Raw genomic sequence first — 17,076 nt, forward strand, 5'->3', positions numbered from 1 at the left:
CGCCAAGCTCGCCATCGACCCGCCCAAGCAGATCATCGAGCTCGCCCCCGCACGCCGCTGACCTGCACGAACGCCACCGCCTAGAGACACGCCTCGCCAGCGTGTCTCTACGTGTTTCCCCAGGTCAACACACACATTTTCGCTCCAGCCCGAGCGAATTATGCGGAACGCAGGCGGTCCAGGTCGAACCGGCCGTCCGGCAGCACGAAGCTGCGCGGATCGGCCTGCACGAACCGTTCCGTGCGATTGCCCAGTACCCGTAGCAGGACCTCTCGATAGATCGGGTTGGCGATCTCCAGGTTCCTGGTCCCTTTGATGAGGCCCAGATCGTGGACGTAGGAGACGTCATCGTCAAAAGCGGCGTCTGTGCTTGGCGACGTTCCCGCCACGATCGGTTCGATCACCCGTTCCACCCGTGGTTCGTGCAGCCGGGCGACCAGCGCGTCCAGATGGGTGGCGCGCGCCCGGATCAACCGTTCCTTGGCCTCTTCCACCTGCCGGGCGGTGATGGCGCCTGTCACCCCCATCTTGAAGGTGATCTCATGGGCGATGGCGTTGACCAACCACGGTTGTCCCTGCGTCAGCTCGAATACCCGATCCACCGCGTCCTTGGTGAACTCCTGGCCGGTCGCCTGCGTGTGCTGGTCGTACAGCTCGGCGATTTCGTCGGCGGTGAAGTCGCCCAGGCGCACCGACTCGGTGATGATGTTGAAGGGGCTGGCCGGGTTCGACCCGTCAGGATCGCTGCCCGAGGCGACCTTGTAGTCACGCACGTTGCGGACCCCGCACAGCACCACGGACGTGGGGAACGGCTGGCCCCCTGGCCGTGCGTTGTGACCGTCGCGGAGCTGGCTGAGGATGCTGATCATGCTGTTGCCCTGCAGGGCGTCGATCTCGTCGAGGAACAGCACCACCCGGCGGGGGCAGCGGTGGCACCATTCGGTCAGCGCCGTACCGAACCGGGTACCCGAAGGGGCCTGCGGCCAGGGATCCGGCGGCAGCAACTCCGCTGACCATCCCGCCCACTCGGCGGCCTGGCGGAGGGACTTCAGCAGGATCTCCTCCGCGGCGGCGTAGTCATCACCGGCCGACTTGGCGCGCTCGCAGGAGAACATCAGGGCGGCGACATCGCCCTCGGCGGTGAGCTCGGACGCCAAGGTGCGCAGCGCGGTCGTCTTCCCGGTCTGCCGGGGCGCGTGCAGCACGAAGTAACGGTCCATCTCGATGAGCACCCGTGCCTGCGGGATCCGCTGCGTGGGGGGCAGCATGTAGTGGTGCTGCGGGCCGCATGGGCCGGTGGTGTTGAAGTATCTCGCTCGGGGTGGCCGCATGGTCACATTCTGCCACCATCCGCCGTGTCGAGTTCGAGATTCCGCGTCGAGACCGCCGAGGTCATTGGACGTGCGGCCAGGGTCACGCTCCGCAACGTAGCAGCTCAGTGAGATGCGCCCGATGCGTTGCTCAACGCTCAGAGCCGTAACCGCCTAACGGAGGGGCACAGATGACCTCGGACAGGTGGCCGTCGGTTCGTTCAGTGGACGCGCTGTCAGCCTGGTTCGTTGAACAGGTCTTGGAGAGTCTGGGCGGTGACCGCGCGGGTGAGCCAGGTTTCGAGTTGGGCAAGGTCGGTGCAGGTAGTGATCCGGGCGCAGGTGTCGTCGGGGACGTTGAAGCCGCGGGTGGCCAGCACGAGCAGCACCGATCTGGCGGCCTCTTCCGCCTTGCCCTCTGTCTTGCCTTCTGCCTTGCCTATGGTTTGGCCTTCCGCGAGACCGCGGCCGTAGTGTTCGCGGGCGAAGGGGCTGTAGACCGGCCAGTCTGTAGACGTCATGATCTCCTCCATGAGGCGCCGTATCTCGGGTGCGGCCATGCTGTAGGCGTATTCATAGTACTTCGGAGCGTGTTCGTCGCCTGTTTCGGCGAGTGCCGCGGCGAACGCCTCGATGACCTTGCGGTTGTGACCGTGGACCATGACCGACATGGCCGCCAGGTCCGGTTGGCAGGTGGCCTGCTGCGGGTCGGTGATGGCCGGGATACCGTCCGGTCCCAGCACCTGAGCCGGCAGGCGATAGCCGGTCAGCCCGGATTCGACCGGCTGGGCGTAGTGGGTGGCGACTCCGCGGTCGGGGCAGATGACGAGGACCGTGACATCGCAGCGCAGCATCAGCCACAGTGCGGCGGCATAGCGGGCCAGCTGTTGGGGCTCCTTGGACTTGTCATGCTGGATCTCCACGATGATGGCGTGCGCGGGGGATTGCGGGGGGCCCATGGCGAGGACCAGATCGGCCTCGATGTCGTCGGAGCGGCGGGTGTTGAAGGTGGTATTTTCCAGCTGGATCAGCGGGGTGGCGGGCAGGTCGACTCCCATGAGGTCGTGCAGGACCTCCACCGCCAATTGAGGGCGGTCCGTAAACATCTTGACGAGGGCGTCATGTCGGGGGGACGGCATGGCGCTCATTGTTACATCATGAGTACGGAACGTGATGGCGGTTCGCGATTTCGGTACGCCGTCCGCTGCTCGGCTTTGGCGTCTCCGTAAAACCAGGGCTAGCGCTAGCCGGATATCTCCGGACATAGCAATGTCTTTCTGCAATTCTCTGCAAGGTGGCCAAGGGCAACGAGATTCGCGCCTTCGCACTGTTGTCGTCCACCCTGGCCGTTTTCTGCTTCCCTTCGCGTGCTCGTCAAACGTGACCAAACACACCTTTCATGAAACTTGCTGAAAAATTACAGTGATCAGCGATCTTCCAAACACGATGGGAGTTGCTGATGAAAGCACGGATCTTCGCGGTTGGCGCCCTCCTGCTCGGCACCGTCCTCGCCACGGCGGCCCCGGCGGCGGCCGACGACAGCGCCGCCCCGGCGTGTGTGAGCTACGGCCAGAGCTACCGCTACCTGACCGCCACCAACAACTGCGAAGACGGCGTCCACGTCTACGCCACCTACGCCAACGGCGAGCAGGGCGTGCCCCACTACGTCGCCGCCGGCACCTACACCACGATCGGCAGCGGCTACGGCTATTCCAACGTCTCGGGCCTCTACCTCGCCGCCAAGACCACCGTCCAGGTGCACTACGACGCGGGCTTCGGCAACAACGTCTCGATCCGGGGCAGTGTGGCCCCGCTGAGCTGGGCGAGCGGCCAGCCCTGCGTCAACCAGGCCGCCGACCTGTGGGAGTGCACCGTCGCGGGCATCCCGGGCGGGCAGGCGTTCGAGTACAAGGTTCTGATCAACGACAGCACCTGGTCGACCGGCGGCAACCACGCGGGCGTCAGCGGCTACGGCCACGACATCACGCCCTCCTTCTGACACGCCGCCACCCGGCCCCGGAGACCTCAGGTCTCCGGGGCCTTCCCTCCTTCTGAAGCTTGCTGCAAGTCACGTAGCGGGCCGGGCCAGGTCCCACGCGACCCGGCCCGTGCCCAAGGTGATCATGAACACCAGCCCGCGGCCCGCCATCTCCTCCGGCAGGCGTGCCACGAACTCGACCCCCCGGCGGGTCAGGGGATAGGTGTGCCTGTTGCCGCTCCCGACCCCGTCAGAGAGGCGGGCCGGGACGATGAGGTCGACCTGCTCCGCGTGCGGCAGCGAGTAGACCACCAGCTGCCCGGTGGCCCGGCAGCGCCCGTGGAGTGTGCGACGCCGTGCTTGGTCGACGAGCGGGGCGAGCTCCTCGCACCGGCCGAAGTCGGCTCGCGCGTAGGCGGCGTCGAACAACCGGGCGGCCGCTGCGGGGTCCACGGCGGCGTCCACCTCGGCGCACCGGCGATAGGCGGCCAGGTCTCCCCGCAGGAGCGCCGCCTCGCGGATGCGGTCGCGATCGGCTTGCCATGCGTCGTCGTCGAGGATGTCGAACCAGCCGTACTCGATCACCCGATCGCGGAAATCATCCCGTCGGTTCCTGGCGAGCCGATCGCCGGGATTGTCCCGCCGGTTCCCGGTGAACCACGCCAGCCGTTCCGCCGCCGACCTTTCCCAGGTGAAGGTGCCGGCCAGGTCCACGCAGTTGCGCGACAGCCGCGCGTAGGTGCCCGGCTCCTCGCGATGGATGCGCGCGGCCTCGGCGATGCGGTCGCTCAGCCGGACCGCCATGACGCGATCGTCGGACCGGAACGACCGCGGTACGGCGAAGCCGGTGGCCTCCGGGTGTGAGACGGGCAGATGGTGCAGATAGTGTCTGAGCGTCTCCTGGGCGGTGGCGATGGGCACCGCGCCGCACGCCATCGCCTCGCCCATGGTGATCAGGAACCCGTCGAGCTCGAACTTCGACGGGAACAGGCAGAAGTCCGCGCAAGCGGCGTGCTCGAACAGGACCTCCTCCTCGACCATGCGCCAGTCGAGGTGGATGTTGTCCGGATGACGTTGCGCCACTTCCCGGAAGAAGGGGTCGCCGGCCGAGTCCCGTCCCGCGGCGGCCACCGCGCACCGGATCACGAAGTTGACCTCACTGTCGATGCGCAGCACCTCGTCGATGGCACGGAACAGCTCGGTCTGGCCCTTGTGGTTCTGGGCGAGCCGGGCGGCGTGATAGAAGGTCGGGCGGTCCGGCCGCAACCCCAGGCCGGTCAGTACGGCCTTCCGGTCCACCGCGCGCGGGTCACGCTGGAGCCACCGGTCCGGCAGGGCGCACCCGCCGACGACGTGCTTGGCCGCCGTCTCCCGCACGACCCGCGAGACCTGGAGCTGCTCGAACCTGGCTTCGAACGGGGCGTCGCGATAGGTCGAGTAGTAGTCGCGCTGGCCGGGCGAGACGAAGTCGACGAGGTCGGCGCAGTCGGCGACCATCGCGAAATAGCAGACGTAGTCGGATCCGTGGTCCTGCTTCAGGTGCGACGGCCGGTGGTAGTCACGCAGGGCGGTGGAGAGCGGGTCGTCCCGCACGGGATCCACGTAGCGGTCGAGGTCGATCTCCGCGTGATGCCGCCGCAGCAGTCTCTCCAGCTGGGGGCGGTATACCGCATCGTCGATGCGGGTGTTCACCACCACGGTGCTGACCGTGGTGGTGTCCTTCAGGACGGCGGGGATCAGGTAGTGGTAGGCGGGCTCGTAGCACTGGACGACCGTGTCCTCGCCGTCGAGGTGGCGCTCGAGGAAGCGGATGGCGTCCACCTGGAACACCAGCGGCTTCATGAAGGCGAGGTCGGACCCCTGCATCTCGTTGGCCGGGTAGAGGGTCTCCGGGAGCAGGTCGAGATACTCGTCGGACAGGAAGTAGATGTCCACTCCCTCCCGGCGCATCAGGTAGGCGCGGGTTTCGAGCGGCAGCTCGAGCTCCGGCCCGTGGGCGGGCCAGATGCGGGGATCGAGGACCAGAGGTACGGCATGCCGGTCCGGCATGGCGTACTCGGTGACCCCGTATTCCTGGCGCAGGTGGTCGACGTTGCCGTGGGCGGGGGTCACGACGGAGACCCGGTGGCCTGCCGCCACGTACTTCCTGGCCAGTTCCCACACCATCGTGGCGGTCCCGCCGCGGGTCAGGCGGACGTCGAAGGCGGTGGCCTCGTAGGCGACCTTCACGATGTGCATGGCACCACCGCGTCCCACGTCATGCGGCCTGACGTGAGCGTGAGCAGGAGGTGGAGGCGGTCGTCCGGCCGGTCGCCGTCGAAGCTCGCCGTGAAGCAGCCGTCCTCGGGAATCAGGTCGATCACTTCGGGCGAGCCACGGCCCGCACCGGGCGGTGCGGGACGGACGAGCTGCACCCGACGGGTTCGCGGCGCCCGGTAGCGCAGCCGCCAGATCGGTCGCGGGCCGGAAACGACCTCCACCCGGCACCGATCCACTACCGCCCGCACATCCACCTGGCTCCGGTCGGCCGCCGCCCGCTCCTCCGTCGGGTTCCGGTCTGTCATCACAGCCCGCTCTTCCACCTGGCCCTGGTCCGCCACCGCCCCGTGCTCCTCCTGCGGCAGCAGTTCGGCCAGGCGCTCGCAGGTGGCGAAGTCCGCCCGGCCGTAGGCGGCGTCGAAGAGACGGCGGGCGCTGTCCGGCGAGAGCTGCGCCACCCGCAGGTAGGTGTCCAGATCCGCCAGCGCGATCACCCGATCGGCGATCTCGGCGGCGCGCTCGTGCCAAGCAGAGTCCGGCAGGAGGTCGAACCAGCCCCGGGCGAGCGCGGTGTCGTCGGACAGCACCGGCCGCTCACCGTCATAGCAAGCCTGGAAGGCGGCCAGGTGCTGGTCGGTGCAGCGCGACCAGCTGAAGCGCCGGGCGGTCGCCACGGCGTTGGCCGACAGCCGGCGGTAGACCTCGGGCTGCTCGGCCAGCAGCGCGACCGCGGTGCGGAAGCGGTCCGCGAGAGCCTCCACCAGGACGGGGTCGTCCTCGGTGAACGAGCGGCCGACGGCGAAGCCGGTCGCGTCGTGCTCGCCCACCGGGTCCGCCACGTGACCGAAGTGGGCCATGCCGAGCTGTGCCGTGGCGATCGGCACGGCACCGCAGGCCATCGCCTCGCCCTGCGCGATGAGAAAGGTGTCCAGTTCGAACTTCGAGGGGAACACGCAGAAGTCGGAGCTCGCCGCGTAGGCGAGGATGCGCTCCTCCGGCACCCGCTCCCACTCGAGGTGGACCTGACCTGCGTACCGCCCGGCGACCTCGTGGAAGTAGGGATGGGCGATGCCGTGCGCCGACAGGCACCGGATGACGAAGTTGGCCCGGAGCCCCTCGCCCAGGACACGGTCGATGGCGCGCATGAGCTCCAGCTGGCCCTTGTGGTTGAGCGCGTAGCGGGCGTTGTGGAAGAACGTGGGCAGGCCGGGGTCGAGGCCGAGCCCGCCGAGGACGGCACCCCTGTCCACGCTCGCCGGGTCGGTGGTGATCCAGCGGTCGCCGAGCGCGCATCCGCCCACGAAGAACTTGTGCGCGTTGCGCGCCACCGTCCCGGCGATCGGGAGCTTGGCGAACAACTGCTCGAACGGGGTGTCGGCGAACGTGGAGTAGAACTCGAGCTGCCCGGTGGACAAGAAGTCCACGAGGTCCGCGTGCTCGGCGACCAGCGCGTAGATCTCGACGTAGTCTTCCGGATACTCGTAATGCAGGTGGGTGCGCTGCTGGTACTGGCTCATGGCCACCGTCAGCGGATCGGTGTGGGCAGCCTGCCGCGGGGGCAACGAGACCCGCACGTCCAGCTCCTCCAGCAGCCGCTCGACCTCCGGGCGGTAGATCATCTTGGCGATCGGCATGTTGCTCTGGACCGTGCTGACCACCACCTTGTCCGGGTCGTCCTTGAACGCGGCGGGTAGGAGATAGTGGTAGTACGGCTCGTGCGCGTGGACGACGGCCCGCTCACCGGCGAACCACGCGCGGATGAAGCGGATGCTGTCCACCTGGAACGCGAGCGGTTTGAAGAACACCGGGTCGCGGCCCTTGCTCTCGTAAGGGGGATAGAAGGTGTCGGACAGCTGGTCGAGCAGCTCGTTGGAGAGCAGGTAGACGTCCACGCCGTCGAGGCGGACCCGGTGGGCGGTCGTGCGCAGCTTCCAGGTGAGGCTTTCGGGGAAGCCGGGCCACGCCGCGGGGTCCAGGGGGATGGTCAGCTCGTGCTCGTCGCGATACGACAGCTCTTCCACGTCGAACAGACTGCGGATGTGGCCGAGCTGCCCGTGGGCGGGGGTGACGACCGAGACCCGGTGTCCCCGCTGCGCGAAGGAGCGGGACAGGTTCCACAGGTAGATCGACGTGCCGCCCTGGACGAGGCGGTGGTCGAAGCCGCAGGCGTCGAAGTAGTTCTCGATGATGTGCAAGGCGTGCTCTCTCTGCTCGGGAGGGTCAGGCGCGCAGCAGGCGGTTGATTCGCGAAGAGGCCACCGCGAGCGCGATGGCGACGACGGCGATCAGGTAGGCGGCGTTCACGAGGTGGGACCAGTCGGCGGCGCCGATCGTGATCGAGCGGATCAGTGTCACCGCGTGGTAGAGCGGCGTGGCCTGGACCAGCCACTGCAACGCGATGGGGTAGGAGTCGATCGGCGTGAAGGTCGCCGAGAACATGAACATGCCGAACTGGACCAGCGCCATGGCGTCGAAGTCGCGCCAGTCACGCACGAGAGTGGCGGCGACGATACCCAGAGCGCCGAAGGCCAGTGCGGCCAGCGTGGCCGCCGGTAGCGCGGCCAGCGCGCGCATCGGCGTGGTGAGTTCCATCGCCGTCATGATCACGAGGAATCCGGCGGCGTAGATCACCACCCGCACCGTGGCCCAGCCGAGCTCCCCGAGCGCGATCTCGACCGGCCGTACCGGAGTGGCCAGGATCGCGTCGTAAACCCTGAGATACCGCAGGCGTCCGACGAACACGAAAGTGGTCTCGGCCAGGGCGCTGGACATCGCATACGACGCCACCATCGCGGGGCCCACGAATTCGGCGTAGCCGACGGTCCGGGCGTCCGCCGGCGTGATCGGGCCGATCGCGGCGCCCAGGCCGACCCCGATGGCCAGCAGGTAGAAGAGGGGCTCGAAGAAGCCCGTGAGGAGGATGATCCACGATCCGCCCCTCAGCGCGGCGACGTTGCGCTCGGCGACGCGGACGGACAGGGAGCAGGTTGTGGCCAGACGGTCGAGTCTTGTCGTCATGTCGGTCAGCCGGTGAGCTTGAGGCGGAATCGGTGATGGGCGAGCAGCCAGCCTGCAGCCGCCCACAGAGCCAGGTAGAGCAGGTGCAGGGCGACGGGCCAGGGCGTGGCCACGTTCTGGACGGCGGAGCGGATGAGGCAGATTCCGCTCCAGAGGGGCGAGACGTAGGCCAGGAGCCGCGCCGCCGCGGGCAGCGTTTCCACGGGGAAGAACACCCCCGCGAACAGCGACATCGGGATGACGACGAAGCGCGTCAAGGCGCTGAAGTACGTCTCCGACGGCACGCTTGAGGAGAAGGCGAACGTGGGGGCCGCGCACGACAGCGCGAGCAGCAACGTCAGCGGCACGACCAGGAGGGAGGAGGGCGATCGCAGCACGCCGAACGCGGCCGAGACGATCAGCAGCCCGGCGCACGACAGCAGCACCCGGAAGAGGACGAAGGCGACGTGGCCGCCGAGAATGTCGGCCACCCGCAGCGGGGTGGCGAGCTGGATCCCGTAGCTCCCGGTCCAGGAGAGCTTGGCCAGCACCGGCCAGGTCGAGTTGCCCACCGCGACGCTCACGGCCGTGGAGGCGATCAGGCCGGGGACGATCCAATGCAGGTACGGCAGGCCGTCGAAGCCCTCGGTCAGGTAGTGGCCCACTCCCATGCCGAGGCCCAGGAGGGTCAGCAGCGGCAGTCCGAAGGTGGTCAGCAGCGCGGCTTTCCAGGTACGGCGGAAGCCGACCAGGTAGTACTCGAAGACGAAGAAGACACCGGACGACATCTGGCCCGTCCCTCAGTCGATCAGTTGCCGGCCGGTGAGGCGGAGGAAGACGTCCTCCAGGGCGCCGCGGCGAACCAGGACGCCGGTCGGCGTCAGGCCGCGGTCGTGCACGTCGGCCACGGCTTTCTCCCCGTTCGCGCAGTACAGCAGGATGCGGTCGGGCAGCACCTCGACGCGTTCGCCGATGCCCGGCAGCGCCTGCGCGCACTCCTCCTGCGAGGCGCCGGAGAAGCGGAGCTCGACCACCTCCTGGCTCGCGTGTTCCTTGATGAGGGCCGCGGGGGCACCTTCCCCGACGATGCGTCCCGCGTCCATGACGACCAGCCGATCGCACAGTTGCTCGGCCTCATCCATGTAGTGGGTGGTCATGACCACCGTGACCCCCCGTTGCTTGAGCCGGAACAGCCGCTCCCAGACAACATGCCGCGCCTGCGGGTCCAGGCCGGTGGTCGGCTCGTCGAGCAGCACGACGTCGGGCTCGTTCACCAGCGCGCGGGCGATCACCAGCCGCCGCTTCATGCCGCCGGACAAGGTCTGGATCGTGCTGCCCGCCCTGTCCGCCAGCTGCATGAACTCCAGCAGTTCCGCGGTGCGTTCGCGGGCTGCCCGCCGGGACATGCCGAAGTACCTGGCGTAGGTGGTGAGGTTCTCCCCGACGGTAAGTTCGGCGTCGAGCCCGTCGGCCTGCGGGCAGACTCCCAGGCGGGCACGGATGCGGTGCCCGTCCCTGACGGGGTCCATGTCCAGCACGCGCAGCACCCCGTCGGTGGGTGGGGAGACGCATCCGAGCATCCGCATGGTCGAGCTCTTCCCGGCGCCGTTGGGGCCGAGGATGCCGAAGAACTCGCCGCGCGGTACGTCGGCATCGATGCCGTCCACGGCGGTGAAGCCGCCGAAACGCTTCACCAGACCGCGGATGTGGATGGCCGTCATTTCGCACCTCGGCGTCGGGGGCGGGAGGCGTACATTCGCTCCAGGACCACGGCCACGCCGTCGTCATCGTTCCCCGGCGCGATCTCGTCGGCGACGGCCAGCAGCCGTTCGTCGCCGTTGCGCATGGCGACTCCGTGACCGGCCCACTGGAGCATGGAGATGTCGTTGGGCATGTCGCCGAAAGCGACCGTGCCGGAGGGGGAGAATCCGAGGAGGTCGGCGGCCAGGGTGAGCCCGTGCCCCTTCGTCACTCCCGCCGGAAGGATCTCGACGACGTCGTGGTGGGAGTAGGTCGCGGTGACGGCGTCGCCGTACAACCGCGACACCAGCTGGGTCAGGTCGTGGGCGGAGAGCATGCGGTGACGCAGGAACATCTTCTCGATCGGCTCGGCCCACAAGCGGGCCGGCTCCACGGGCTCGCAATCGGCCCCGGGCTTGCTGTAGAAGCCCCTGGACACGAGGATGCGGCCGTGCGCTCCCGCTGTGGCCACCCCGACCGAGATCGGGCCGGCCTCCGCGCCGACGCGGGCGGCGACGTCCCGCGCCACGGATCGGTCCAGCGTGGCCGACCAGACGGGGCGATCGAGGGTGAGATCGTAGAGCTGCGCGCCCTGCGAGCAGACCAGCAGGCCGTGGTAGCCGAGGCCGGCGAGCAGCCGGCGGCAGGCGGCCACCTGGCGACCGGTGACCACGAGATGTCGCACCCCTCGCGTGCCTGCCGCGGCCAGCGCGCGCCTGCTGCGCGGGGACACCGTGAGGTCGGAACGCAGGAGCGTGCCGTCGAGATCGGTCGCCACGAGCCGGAAGGGCGCTGTCACGTCAGCACCGCCGGGACCCGGCGGAGATCCATGTCGACCTGGTAGTGACGGTCGTGCGCGTAGTTGTAGGCCAGCTCGTGCAGCAGCCGCCGCACGTAGAGCGCACGCCACCAGGGGTGGCCGGTGACGTTCGTCGCTCCGGGCCGGTAGTGGTCGAGGATCACCCTCATGACCAGGCCACTCCAGGCGTCCGCCATGCCGTACAGGTGCTGCCGTACCTGCTGGGCCGCGTCCCGGTCGGCGTGCAACGCGTCACTCACGGCGGCCTTGCAGATCTCGCGCCGGTGCACGCCCAGCACGCGGGCCGCCTCGACGGCGGCCTCGTGCGCGGCGAAGGATTCGAGGCTGCGCTGCACGGCGACGAGGTCCTGCCAGGGAGACTGATCGGCGAACTCGGGATCGTGCGGATCGACGGCGACCGGGGAGACGTCGATGGCCCGGGCCGTCCACGCGCCGTCCGGAGCAGGCCGGCACACGAGGTGGGACAGGTGAAGGTCGCCGTGGCAGGGGCCCGATCGTGGCGAACCGGCCGGCATGGCGGTCGCTGCCCGGTCCAGGGCGTCGGCGAGGCTCTGCCGGACGGTGACCGGGTGGGTTTCATCGCTCATCAGATAGCGCGTGACAGCGGCCAGGTGGCTCGTCCGCGCCATGCCGGGCCGGGGTTCGCCGGGAGGGATGGCGGTGGCCAGGCTCTGATGGAGGCGGTGGATCAGGGATCCGACGGCGCGCAGCAGGGGTTCCAGCAGGCGCACCTGCGCGTGGACGGCGCCATCGCCGCGATTCCACAAGCTCCTCAGATTGGTGCGCAACAGCTCTTCGAGTGGCTCACCTTCGACATACCGATAGGCCACGCCCAGCGGAAAGCGTTCGCCGGACGGGCTCAGGTAGTCGTAGCCTCCGGTGGCGTCAGGCAGGCACCGCGTGCCGCTCATGCGTCGCAGCACCTCGGGCTCATGCATGCCTGATGACAGCACCCGGTAGCGCTTGTGGACATGGAGCTCGCCGCCGAGGCGCATCATCGACAGGGCGTTGGAGGACCAGCCGCCGTCGAACGCGACAGCCGTGTCGAACGGCGGCGGATCGCCGTGGAAGGTGACGAGCCCGCCATGCCGGGTCCTGATCCGGTGGCGCTCGCGCATGCCGTCGACGACCAGGGCATCCATCGTGGCGCAGGGCCCGTCCAGCGGTTCGCCTTCGTCCCCGAGCGGGATCGAGTACCACCGCTCCCGCTGGTTCGCGGGGGCCGTGATGAGCAGGCTCCGGCACCGGCCGAGCTCTACCACGTCCACGACCTCGAATCCGGTGGCGCTGCGCCCTGCCTCGTCCATCCAGGCGGCGCGGCGCAGGTGGTCGGCCGTTTCCGGCGGCAGTGGGACGGGATCGCCCAAGCCCGTTGCCTGCGGGAGCGGGACAGGGCCGCTCACGGCCGTGACCGGCGGTGGCGCGGAGAGGTCGCTCATGCCGGTTCGTCCAGTCGCGCGGCAGCGGCGAGCAGTTCCGCGCGGCTGATCATGGCGGTGCGGGTCGCGGGCACCGTGCAGGCGTACGCACCGGCGATCGAGCCGAACACGGCGCAGTTCCGCGGCGCGTGCCCGCCGAGCCATCCGAACAGGAACCCCGAGACGAAGGCGTCGCCCGCGCCGTTGGAGTCGACGACCTCGGCGGGCGGCGGCACTGCGGGAACGTGGGACACCTCGCCGTCGGCCCACAGGTGCGCGCCCTTCGCGCCGTCGGTCGCGACGACCACTCGGGCACGGCCCTGCTCGGCGATGCGCCGCATGGTCTTGTGCGGGGAGTCCAGCGCCGTCGCCGACAGGAACACCAGGTCAGCCTCGTAGGCGAACGTCTCGTGGTAGGGCTCGGTCCCGTTCCAGTCGTGCAGGTCGGTGGAGATCGTCGTTCCCGACTCGCGAAGGATCGGCAGCGCGTGACCGCACGGGTAGGTGATGGACACGTGGGCGTGCCGGCTGCGCAGCGCCAGCGCGCGCACCTGCTCGGGCGGCAGGCGGTCGCCGTCGGCGGTGCGGGTCATGTCGTAGAGCGACAGCCGCCGGCCGTCGGGCCCGACGAGGTTCACCGCCCGTTTGGTCCCGGCCGCCGACGGGATGGCCGTGAAAGGGATGCCGTGCCCGGAGTGCAGGGCGCGGACCAGGTCACCCTCCCTGTCGTCGCCGATGAGGTCAAGGTGATGGGTCCGCAGCCCCAGCCCGTGCAGGCCGAGGGCGACGTTGTCACCGGTCTGCCCCGCGCGTGCCTCGATGGCCGGAACCATGTGACTGTCGGCGAACGGCAGCGGCAGCTCAGGGACGTAGGCGATCGTGTCCACCCCGGCTCCGCCGAGGACGAGCACGTCGATGTCAGGGCGTGTCACGGATGCTCCTCGAAGACGCGGTAGATGGCGGCGACTGCACGGCTCGGGTCGAGACCGACCTGCAGGGGGCCGTCCCAGGGCCTGGATAGCCCGTTGATCTCGTCCTCCAGCCGGACGCGCCCGGCGTGGATGCCGAGGTCGCGCGGGCTCAGCGCCAGCACCCCGTGCCGGGGGGTCCGCGGGTCGAGCGTCACCACGCACAGGACGGTGTCGCCGGTGGACGCGTCCGTCTTGGAATAGGCGAGGAGTGCCTCGTCGTCGACGGCATGGAAGCGGAGCGTGCGCAGCCGCCGCAGGGCCGGTCGGCGGCGCCGTACCAGATTGAGCTGAGTGATCCAGGGCCCGATCGACGGCCCGGCGGTGAAGTCGCGTGGACGCAGCTCGAATTTCTCGGCGTTCGCCGGTGCGTACCCGCCCGGAGTGGCGGGCTCGTTCTCGCAGATCTCGTAACCGCTGTAGATCCCCCAGGCCGGTGACAGGGTGGCGGCCAGCGCGGCGCGGATGGCGAAAGCGGCCGGTTCCGGGCGGTGCAGGACGGGTGGATGGACGTCGTGGTTGCTGGGGAACAGGTTCGGACGCAGGAAGTCCGCGTCACGGACCAGCTGCTCGCCGAAGTCGATGAGCTCCTGCTTGGTGTCACGCCACATGAAGTAGGTGTAGGTCTGCGTGAAGCCGAGCTTCGACAGTCCCTTCTGCACGGCGGGCCGCGTGAAGGCTTCGGCGAGGAACAGCACGTGCGGATGGTCACGCTTGACGTCCCAGATCAGGCGCTGCCACAGGCCCGCCGGCTTGGTGTGCGGGTTGTCGACGCGGAAGGCGCTCACGCCCAGGTCGATCCACTGGGTGACGATGCGGCGGATCTCGGCGTACAGGCCCTCGGGGTCGAGGTCGAAGTTGAGCGGGTGGATGTCGCTCCACACCCTCGGCGGGTTCTCCGCGCAGGCGATCGTGCCGTCCGGGCGGACGTCGAACCACTCCGGATGGGTGTGCAGCCACGGATGGTCGGGGGAGCACTGCAGCGCCAGCTCCATCGCGACCTCCAGGCCCAGCTCACGGGCGGCGGCGACGTAGTCCTTGAAATCGGCGATGTCGCCCAGCGCGGGGTCGATCACGTCGTGCCCGCCCTCGGCGGAGCCGATCGCCCAGGGGCAGCCGGGATCGCCCGGTTCCGCGGCCGGGCTGTTGTCGCGTCCCTTGCGCAGGCGGTGGCCGATGGGGTGGATCGGGGTCAGGTGGACGACGTCGAAACCCATGGCGGCGATGCGCGGCAGATCGGCGGCGGCGGTGCGGAGGGTGCCGTGGACGGGCCGGCCCTTCTCGTCCCACCCTCCGGTCGAGCGGGGGAACAGCTCATACCACGCCCCGAACGCCGCCTCGGGCCGGTCGGCGTACACCGCGTGGGCGGCACTGGAGGCCGGGTGCTCGCGGAGGTTCTCCACCGTTTCGGCGCGCGCCACTCTGACCGCCGGCGCAAGGGCATCGTCCCGCAGGTCGGCCGCGGACGCGCCGGCACGCTCCAGCAGCCTCGCCCCGGTCTCCAGATCGTTGGCGAGCTGCTCGGCCGGGTGCCCGGCCTCGATCTTGGCCGTGATGCCCTCGCGCCAGGCCTGCCAGGCGTCGGTCCAGGCCTCGACCCGGAACGACCACAGGCCGGGCACCGTCGCGACCACCGTGGCACTCCACCGGTCGGCATCGTCGTCGACGAGGGTCATCGGCACCAGGCTCCCCTCGCCGTCCGGCCCGGTCCAGCGCACGACCACGGTCACGGGCCGGTGACCGTCGCGCCAGACGACCGCGTGAACCGGCAGGTGCTCGCCGACGACGGTCTTGGCCGGGTGGCGCCCCCCGTCGACCAGCGGGGCGACGTCCTCGATGACGATGCGGTCGAACGCGCTCATGAGGCATCGGGGCTGGTGCGGACGCGCACGCCGGAGCCGGGCAAGGAGCCGTCGGGACCGGTGAGGACTCGCACGCCGTGGCCGGGCACGGTGACGGCGACACCGTCGGGACCGGGCGCGGCGCGGAGTTCCGGGTCGAGCGCGTCCGCGAGGACGTCCCGGCCGCCCAGGAGGGGCCCGACGGGGATCACCGCGTGTCGCGGCCGGTCAGCGGTGTTGAGCACGACCAGGACCTCCTGCTCCCGGGTCAGCCTGCTGAAGCCGTACAGTCCGGGCCCGCGCGGGTCCGCCAGGCGCGGTACCTGCCGTCCACGACGCAGCGCCTCGAAGTGGCGGCGGACGTCGAGCAACCGGCGCGTCCACTCGAAGGTCTCGCTCGCGGTGTCGAACCGGTCACCGGCGGAACTGGGCGAGGTGAAGGCGCCGTCGGCGAACATGTCCTCGCGGTTGCGGGGCGCGGCGCGGTCGGCGGAGCATTCGCGCTCCAGCCGTCCGGTGGGTTGCCTGAACCCCTGCTCGGTGCCGTAATACAGCATCGGGATGCCGGTCGAGTAAGCCAGGAAGGCCAGCGCCACATGCAGGCGCCCGAGAGGCTCACCCTCACGCAGGAACCTGTACACGTCGTGGTTGTCGATGAAGCGCACCGTGCGGTCGTGGGCGTCCTCGGTCCACGCCGCCCGCGCCCGCAGGAGGCTCTCCTCCAGGGCGAGCGTGGGTGCCTGGCCATGCAGGGCCCAGCTCTGCCTGCGGTACTCGGGGTAGTTGTAGACGCTGTCGACCCCGAGCCGCAGGCACTCGGCGAGTGGCGCGTCGTCGGTGGCCGAGTACTCGCCGAGGACGAGGAAGTCGTGCTTGCCGAGGCCGGCGGCGTACTTCTTCACCTCGGCCGCCAGGCCGGTGACGAAGGCCGGTTCGAGGTGACGGACGGCGTCGATGCGGAACCCGTCGACGTCCGTGGCCCGGATCCACCACTGCGCCACCGTGATCAGTAATCGCGCGGTGGACGCGTCCTCCGTCGCCAGGCGGCGCAGCCCGGGCGGGAAGTCGCCGCGGACGGCCTGCTCGGGATCCTTCCAGTCCTCGATCACGCCCCGCCGGGTGAACCGGGACGCGTCGGCGAACTCCCCGGGCCCGACGCCGGCCGTCCACCGGGCGATGTCCGCCGGGGCCTGCCTGAAGTGGTCACCGCCGGTGTACTCGAAGACCCGGCCCATGTGGTTGACGACCAGGTCGAGGATCACCCGGATGCCGCGGCGGTGCGCCTGATCGACCAGCTCGACGAGGTCGTCGAGGGTGCCCAGGTGCGGATCGACGCGGGTCAGGTGCGCCGGCCCGTAGTGGTGGTAGCACTCGGGATCGGCGCGGGTGACCGGTGACAGCTGCAGGACGGTGACGCCCAGTGTGCGCAGGTAGTCCAGGTTCGCGGTGACGCCGGGCAGGTTGCCGCCATGCCGGGTGTCGCCGTGCGCGGGGTCGCCGACGTGCGCCCGGAATCCGGCGTGGGCGAACCGGTCGATGAGCACGGAGTAGCCCACCTCGTCGCGCCAGTCGCCGGGCGAGGGGTGGTGGACCCGTCCGGGGACGGGGTCGAGTCGCAGCGCCGCAACGGAGTCCGGGTACACCCTGGCCCCCTTCCCGAGGCGAGTTTGATGACTAGTCACCAAAATGGGCAGGCCGAATGTAGGCCGGTGATGCGGCGCGCGTCAACACGTTGACATCCCTCC

General features: G+C 69.6%; 13 protein-coding genes. 1 reads left to right on the forward strand and 12 read right to left on the reverse strand.

What is annotated here, in order from left to right; all coding sequences use genetic code 11:
• Window positions 1–158: 158 nt before the first annotated feature.
• Window positions 159–1,331: an AAA family ATPase gene (locus ACIBQ1_RS56045; RefSeq protein WP_397291191.1), complete on the reverse strand. Its 1,173-nt coding sequence runs from the start codon at window positions 1,329–1,331 to the stop codon at window positions 159–161.
• Between the two features lie 215 nt (window positions 1,332–1,546).
• Entirely contained in the window at window positions 1,547–2,458 is a 912-nt protein-coding gene (locus ACIBQ1_RS56050; RefSeq protein WP_397291193.1) for a hypothetical protein, read from the reverse strand.
• Between the two features lie 311 nt (window positions 2,459–2,769).
• On the opposite strand from ACIBQ1_RS56050, the gene ACIBQ1_RS56055 reads away from it, so the two are divergent.
• The gene (locus ACIBQ1_RS56055; RefSeq protein WP_397291195.1) at window positions 2,770–3,309 is read left to right on the forward strand and encodes a hypothetical protein; all 540 of its coding nucleotides are present in this window, start codon (window positions 2,770–2,772) and stop codon (window positions 3,307–3,309) included.
• Window positions 3,310–3,378: 69 nt separating this feature from the next.
• Here the strand turns inward: ACIBQ1_RS56055 and ACIBQ1_RS56060 are convergent, their stop codons facing one another.
• Genes ACIBQ1_RS56060 through ACIBQ1_RS56105 form a run of 10 tightly spaced genes read right to left on the reverse strand, consistent with a single transcriptional unit; the run spans window position 3,379 to window position 16,974 of the window.
• A complete protein-coding gene (locus ACIBQ1_RS56060) occupies window positions 3,379–5,526 on the reverse strand; it encodes a glycosyltransferase (RefSeq protein WP_397291196.1) in 2,148 nt (715 codons plus the stop codon).
• Window positions 5,514–7,742, reverse strand: a complete 2,229-nt coding sequence (locus ACIBQ1_RS56065; protein ID WP_397291198.1) for a glycosyltransferase — start codon at window positions 7,740–7,742, stop codon at window positions 5,514–5,516. The genes ACIBQ1_RS56060 and ACIBQ1_RS56065 overlap by 13 nt, the downstream gene beginning before the upstream one ends.
• A 25-nt stretch (window positions 7,743–7,767) precedes the next feature.
• Complete coding sequence (locus ACIBQ1_RS56070; RefSeq protein ID WP_397291200.1) at window positions 7,768–8,565, reverse strand: ABC transporter permease; 798 nt, start codon at window positions 8,563–8,565, stop codon at window positions 7,768–7,770.
• A gap of 5 nt (window positions 8,566–8,570) precedes the next feature.
• Window positions 8,571–9,332 (reverse strand): ABC transporter permease, encoded by a 762-nt coding sequence (locus tag ACIBQ1_RS56075; RefSeq protein WP_397291202.1) that lies wholly within the window; start codon window positions 9,330–9,332, stop codon window positions 8,571–8,573.
• A 12-nt stretch (window positions 9,333–9,344) separates the two neighbouring features.
• The gene (locus ACIBQ1_RS56080; RefSeq protein WP_397291203.1) at window positions 9,345–10,265 is read right to left on the reverse strand and encodes an ABC transporter ATP-binding protein; all 921 of its coding nucleotides are present in this window, start codon (window positions 10,263–10,265) and stop codon (window positions 9,345–9,347) included.
• The gene (locus ACIBQ1_RS56085) at window positions 10,262–11,083 is read right to left on the reverse strand and encodes an HAD family hydrolase (protein WP_397291205.1); all 822 of its coding nucleotides are present in this window, start codon (window positions 11,081–11,083) and stop codon (window positions 10,262–10,264) included. The genes ACIBQ1_RS56080 and ACIBQ1_RS56085 overlap by 4 nt, the downstream gene beginning before the upstream one ends.
• Window positions 11,080–12,543, reverse strand: coding sequence for a phosphotransferase (locus tag ACIBQ1_RS56090; RefSeq protein ID WP_397291207.1), 1,464 nt, complete (start codon window positions 12,541–12,543; stop codon window positions 11,080–11,082). Before ACIBQ1_RS56090 ends, ACIBQ1_RS56085 begins: the two co-directional genes overlap by 4 nt.
• Window positions 12,540–13,454, reverse strand: coding sequence for an adenosine kinase (locus tag ACIBQ1_RS56095; RefSeq protein WP_397291209.1), 915 nt, complete (start codon window positions 13,452–13,454; stop codon window positions 12,540–12,542). The genes ACIBQ1_RS56090 and ACIBQ1_RS56095 overlap by 4 nt, the downstream gene beginning before the upstream one ends.
• A complete protein-coding gene (locus ACIBQ1_RS56100) occupies window positions 13,451–15,352 on the reverse strand; it encodes a maltotransferase domain-containing protein (RefSeq protein WP_397291211.1) in 1,902 nt (633 codons plus the stop codon). Before ACIBQ1_RS56100 ends, ACIBQ1_RS56095 begins: the two co-directional genes overlap by 4 nt.
• Window positions 15,349–16,974, reverse strand: coding sequence for an alpha-amylase family glycosyl hydrolase (locus tag ACIBQ1_RS56105; RefSeq protein WP_397291212.1), 1,626 nt, complete (start codon window positions 16,972–16,974; stop codon window positions 15,349–15,351). Before ACIBQ1_RS56105 ends, ACIBQ1_RS56100 begins: the two co-directional genes overlap by 4 nt.
• Window positions 16,975–17,076: the final 102 nt, after the last annotated feature.

The sequence above is a fragment of the Nonomuraea sp. NPDC050153 genome, assembly GCF_044460125.1.
GTDB lineage: Bacteria > Actinomycetota > Actinomycetes > Streptosporangiales > Streptosporangiaceae > Nonomuraea.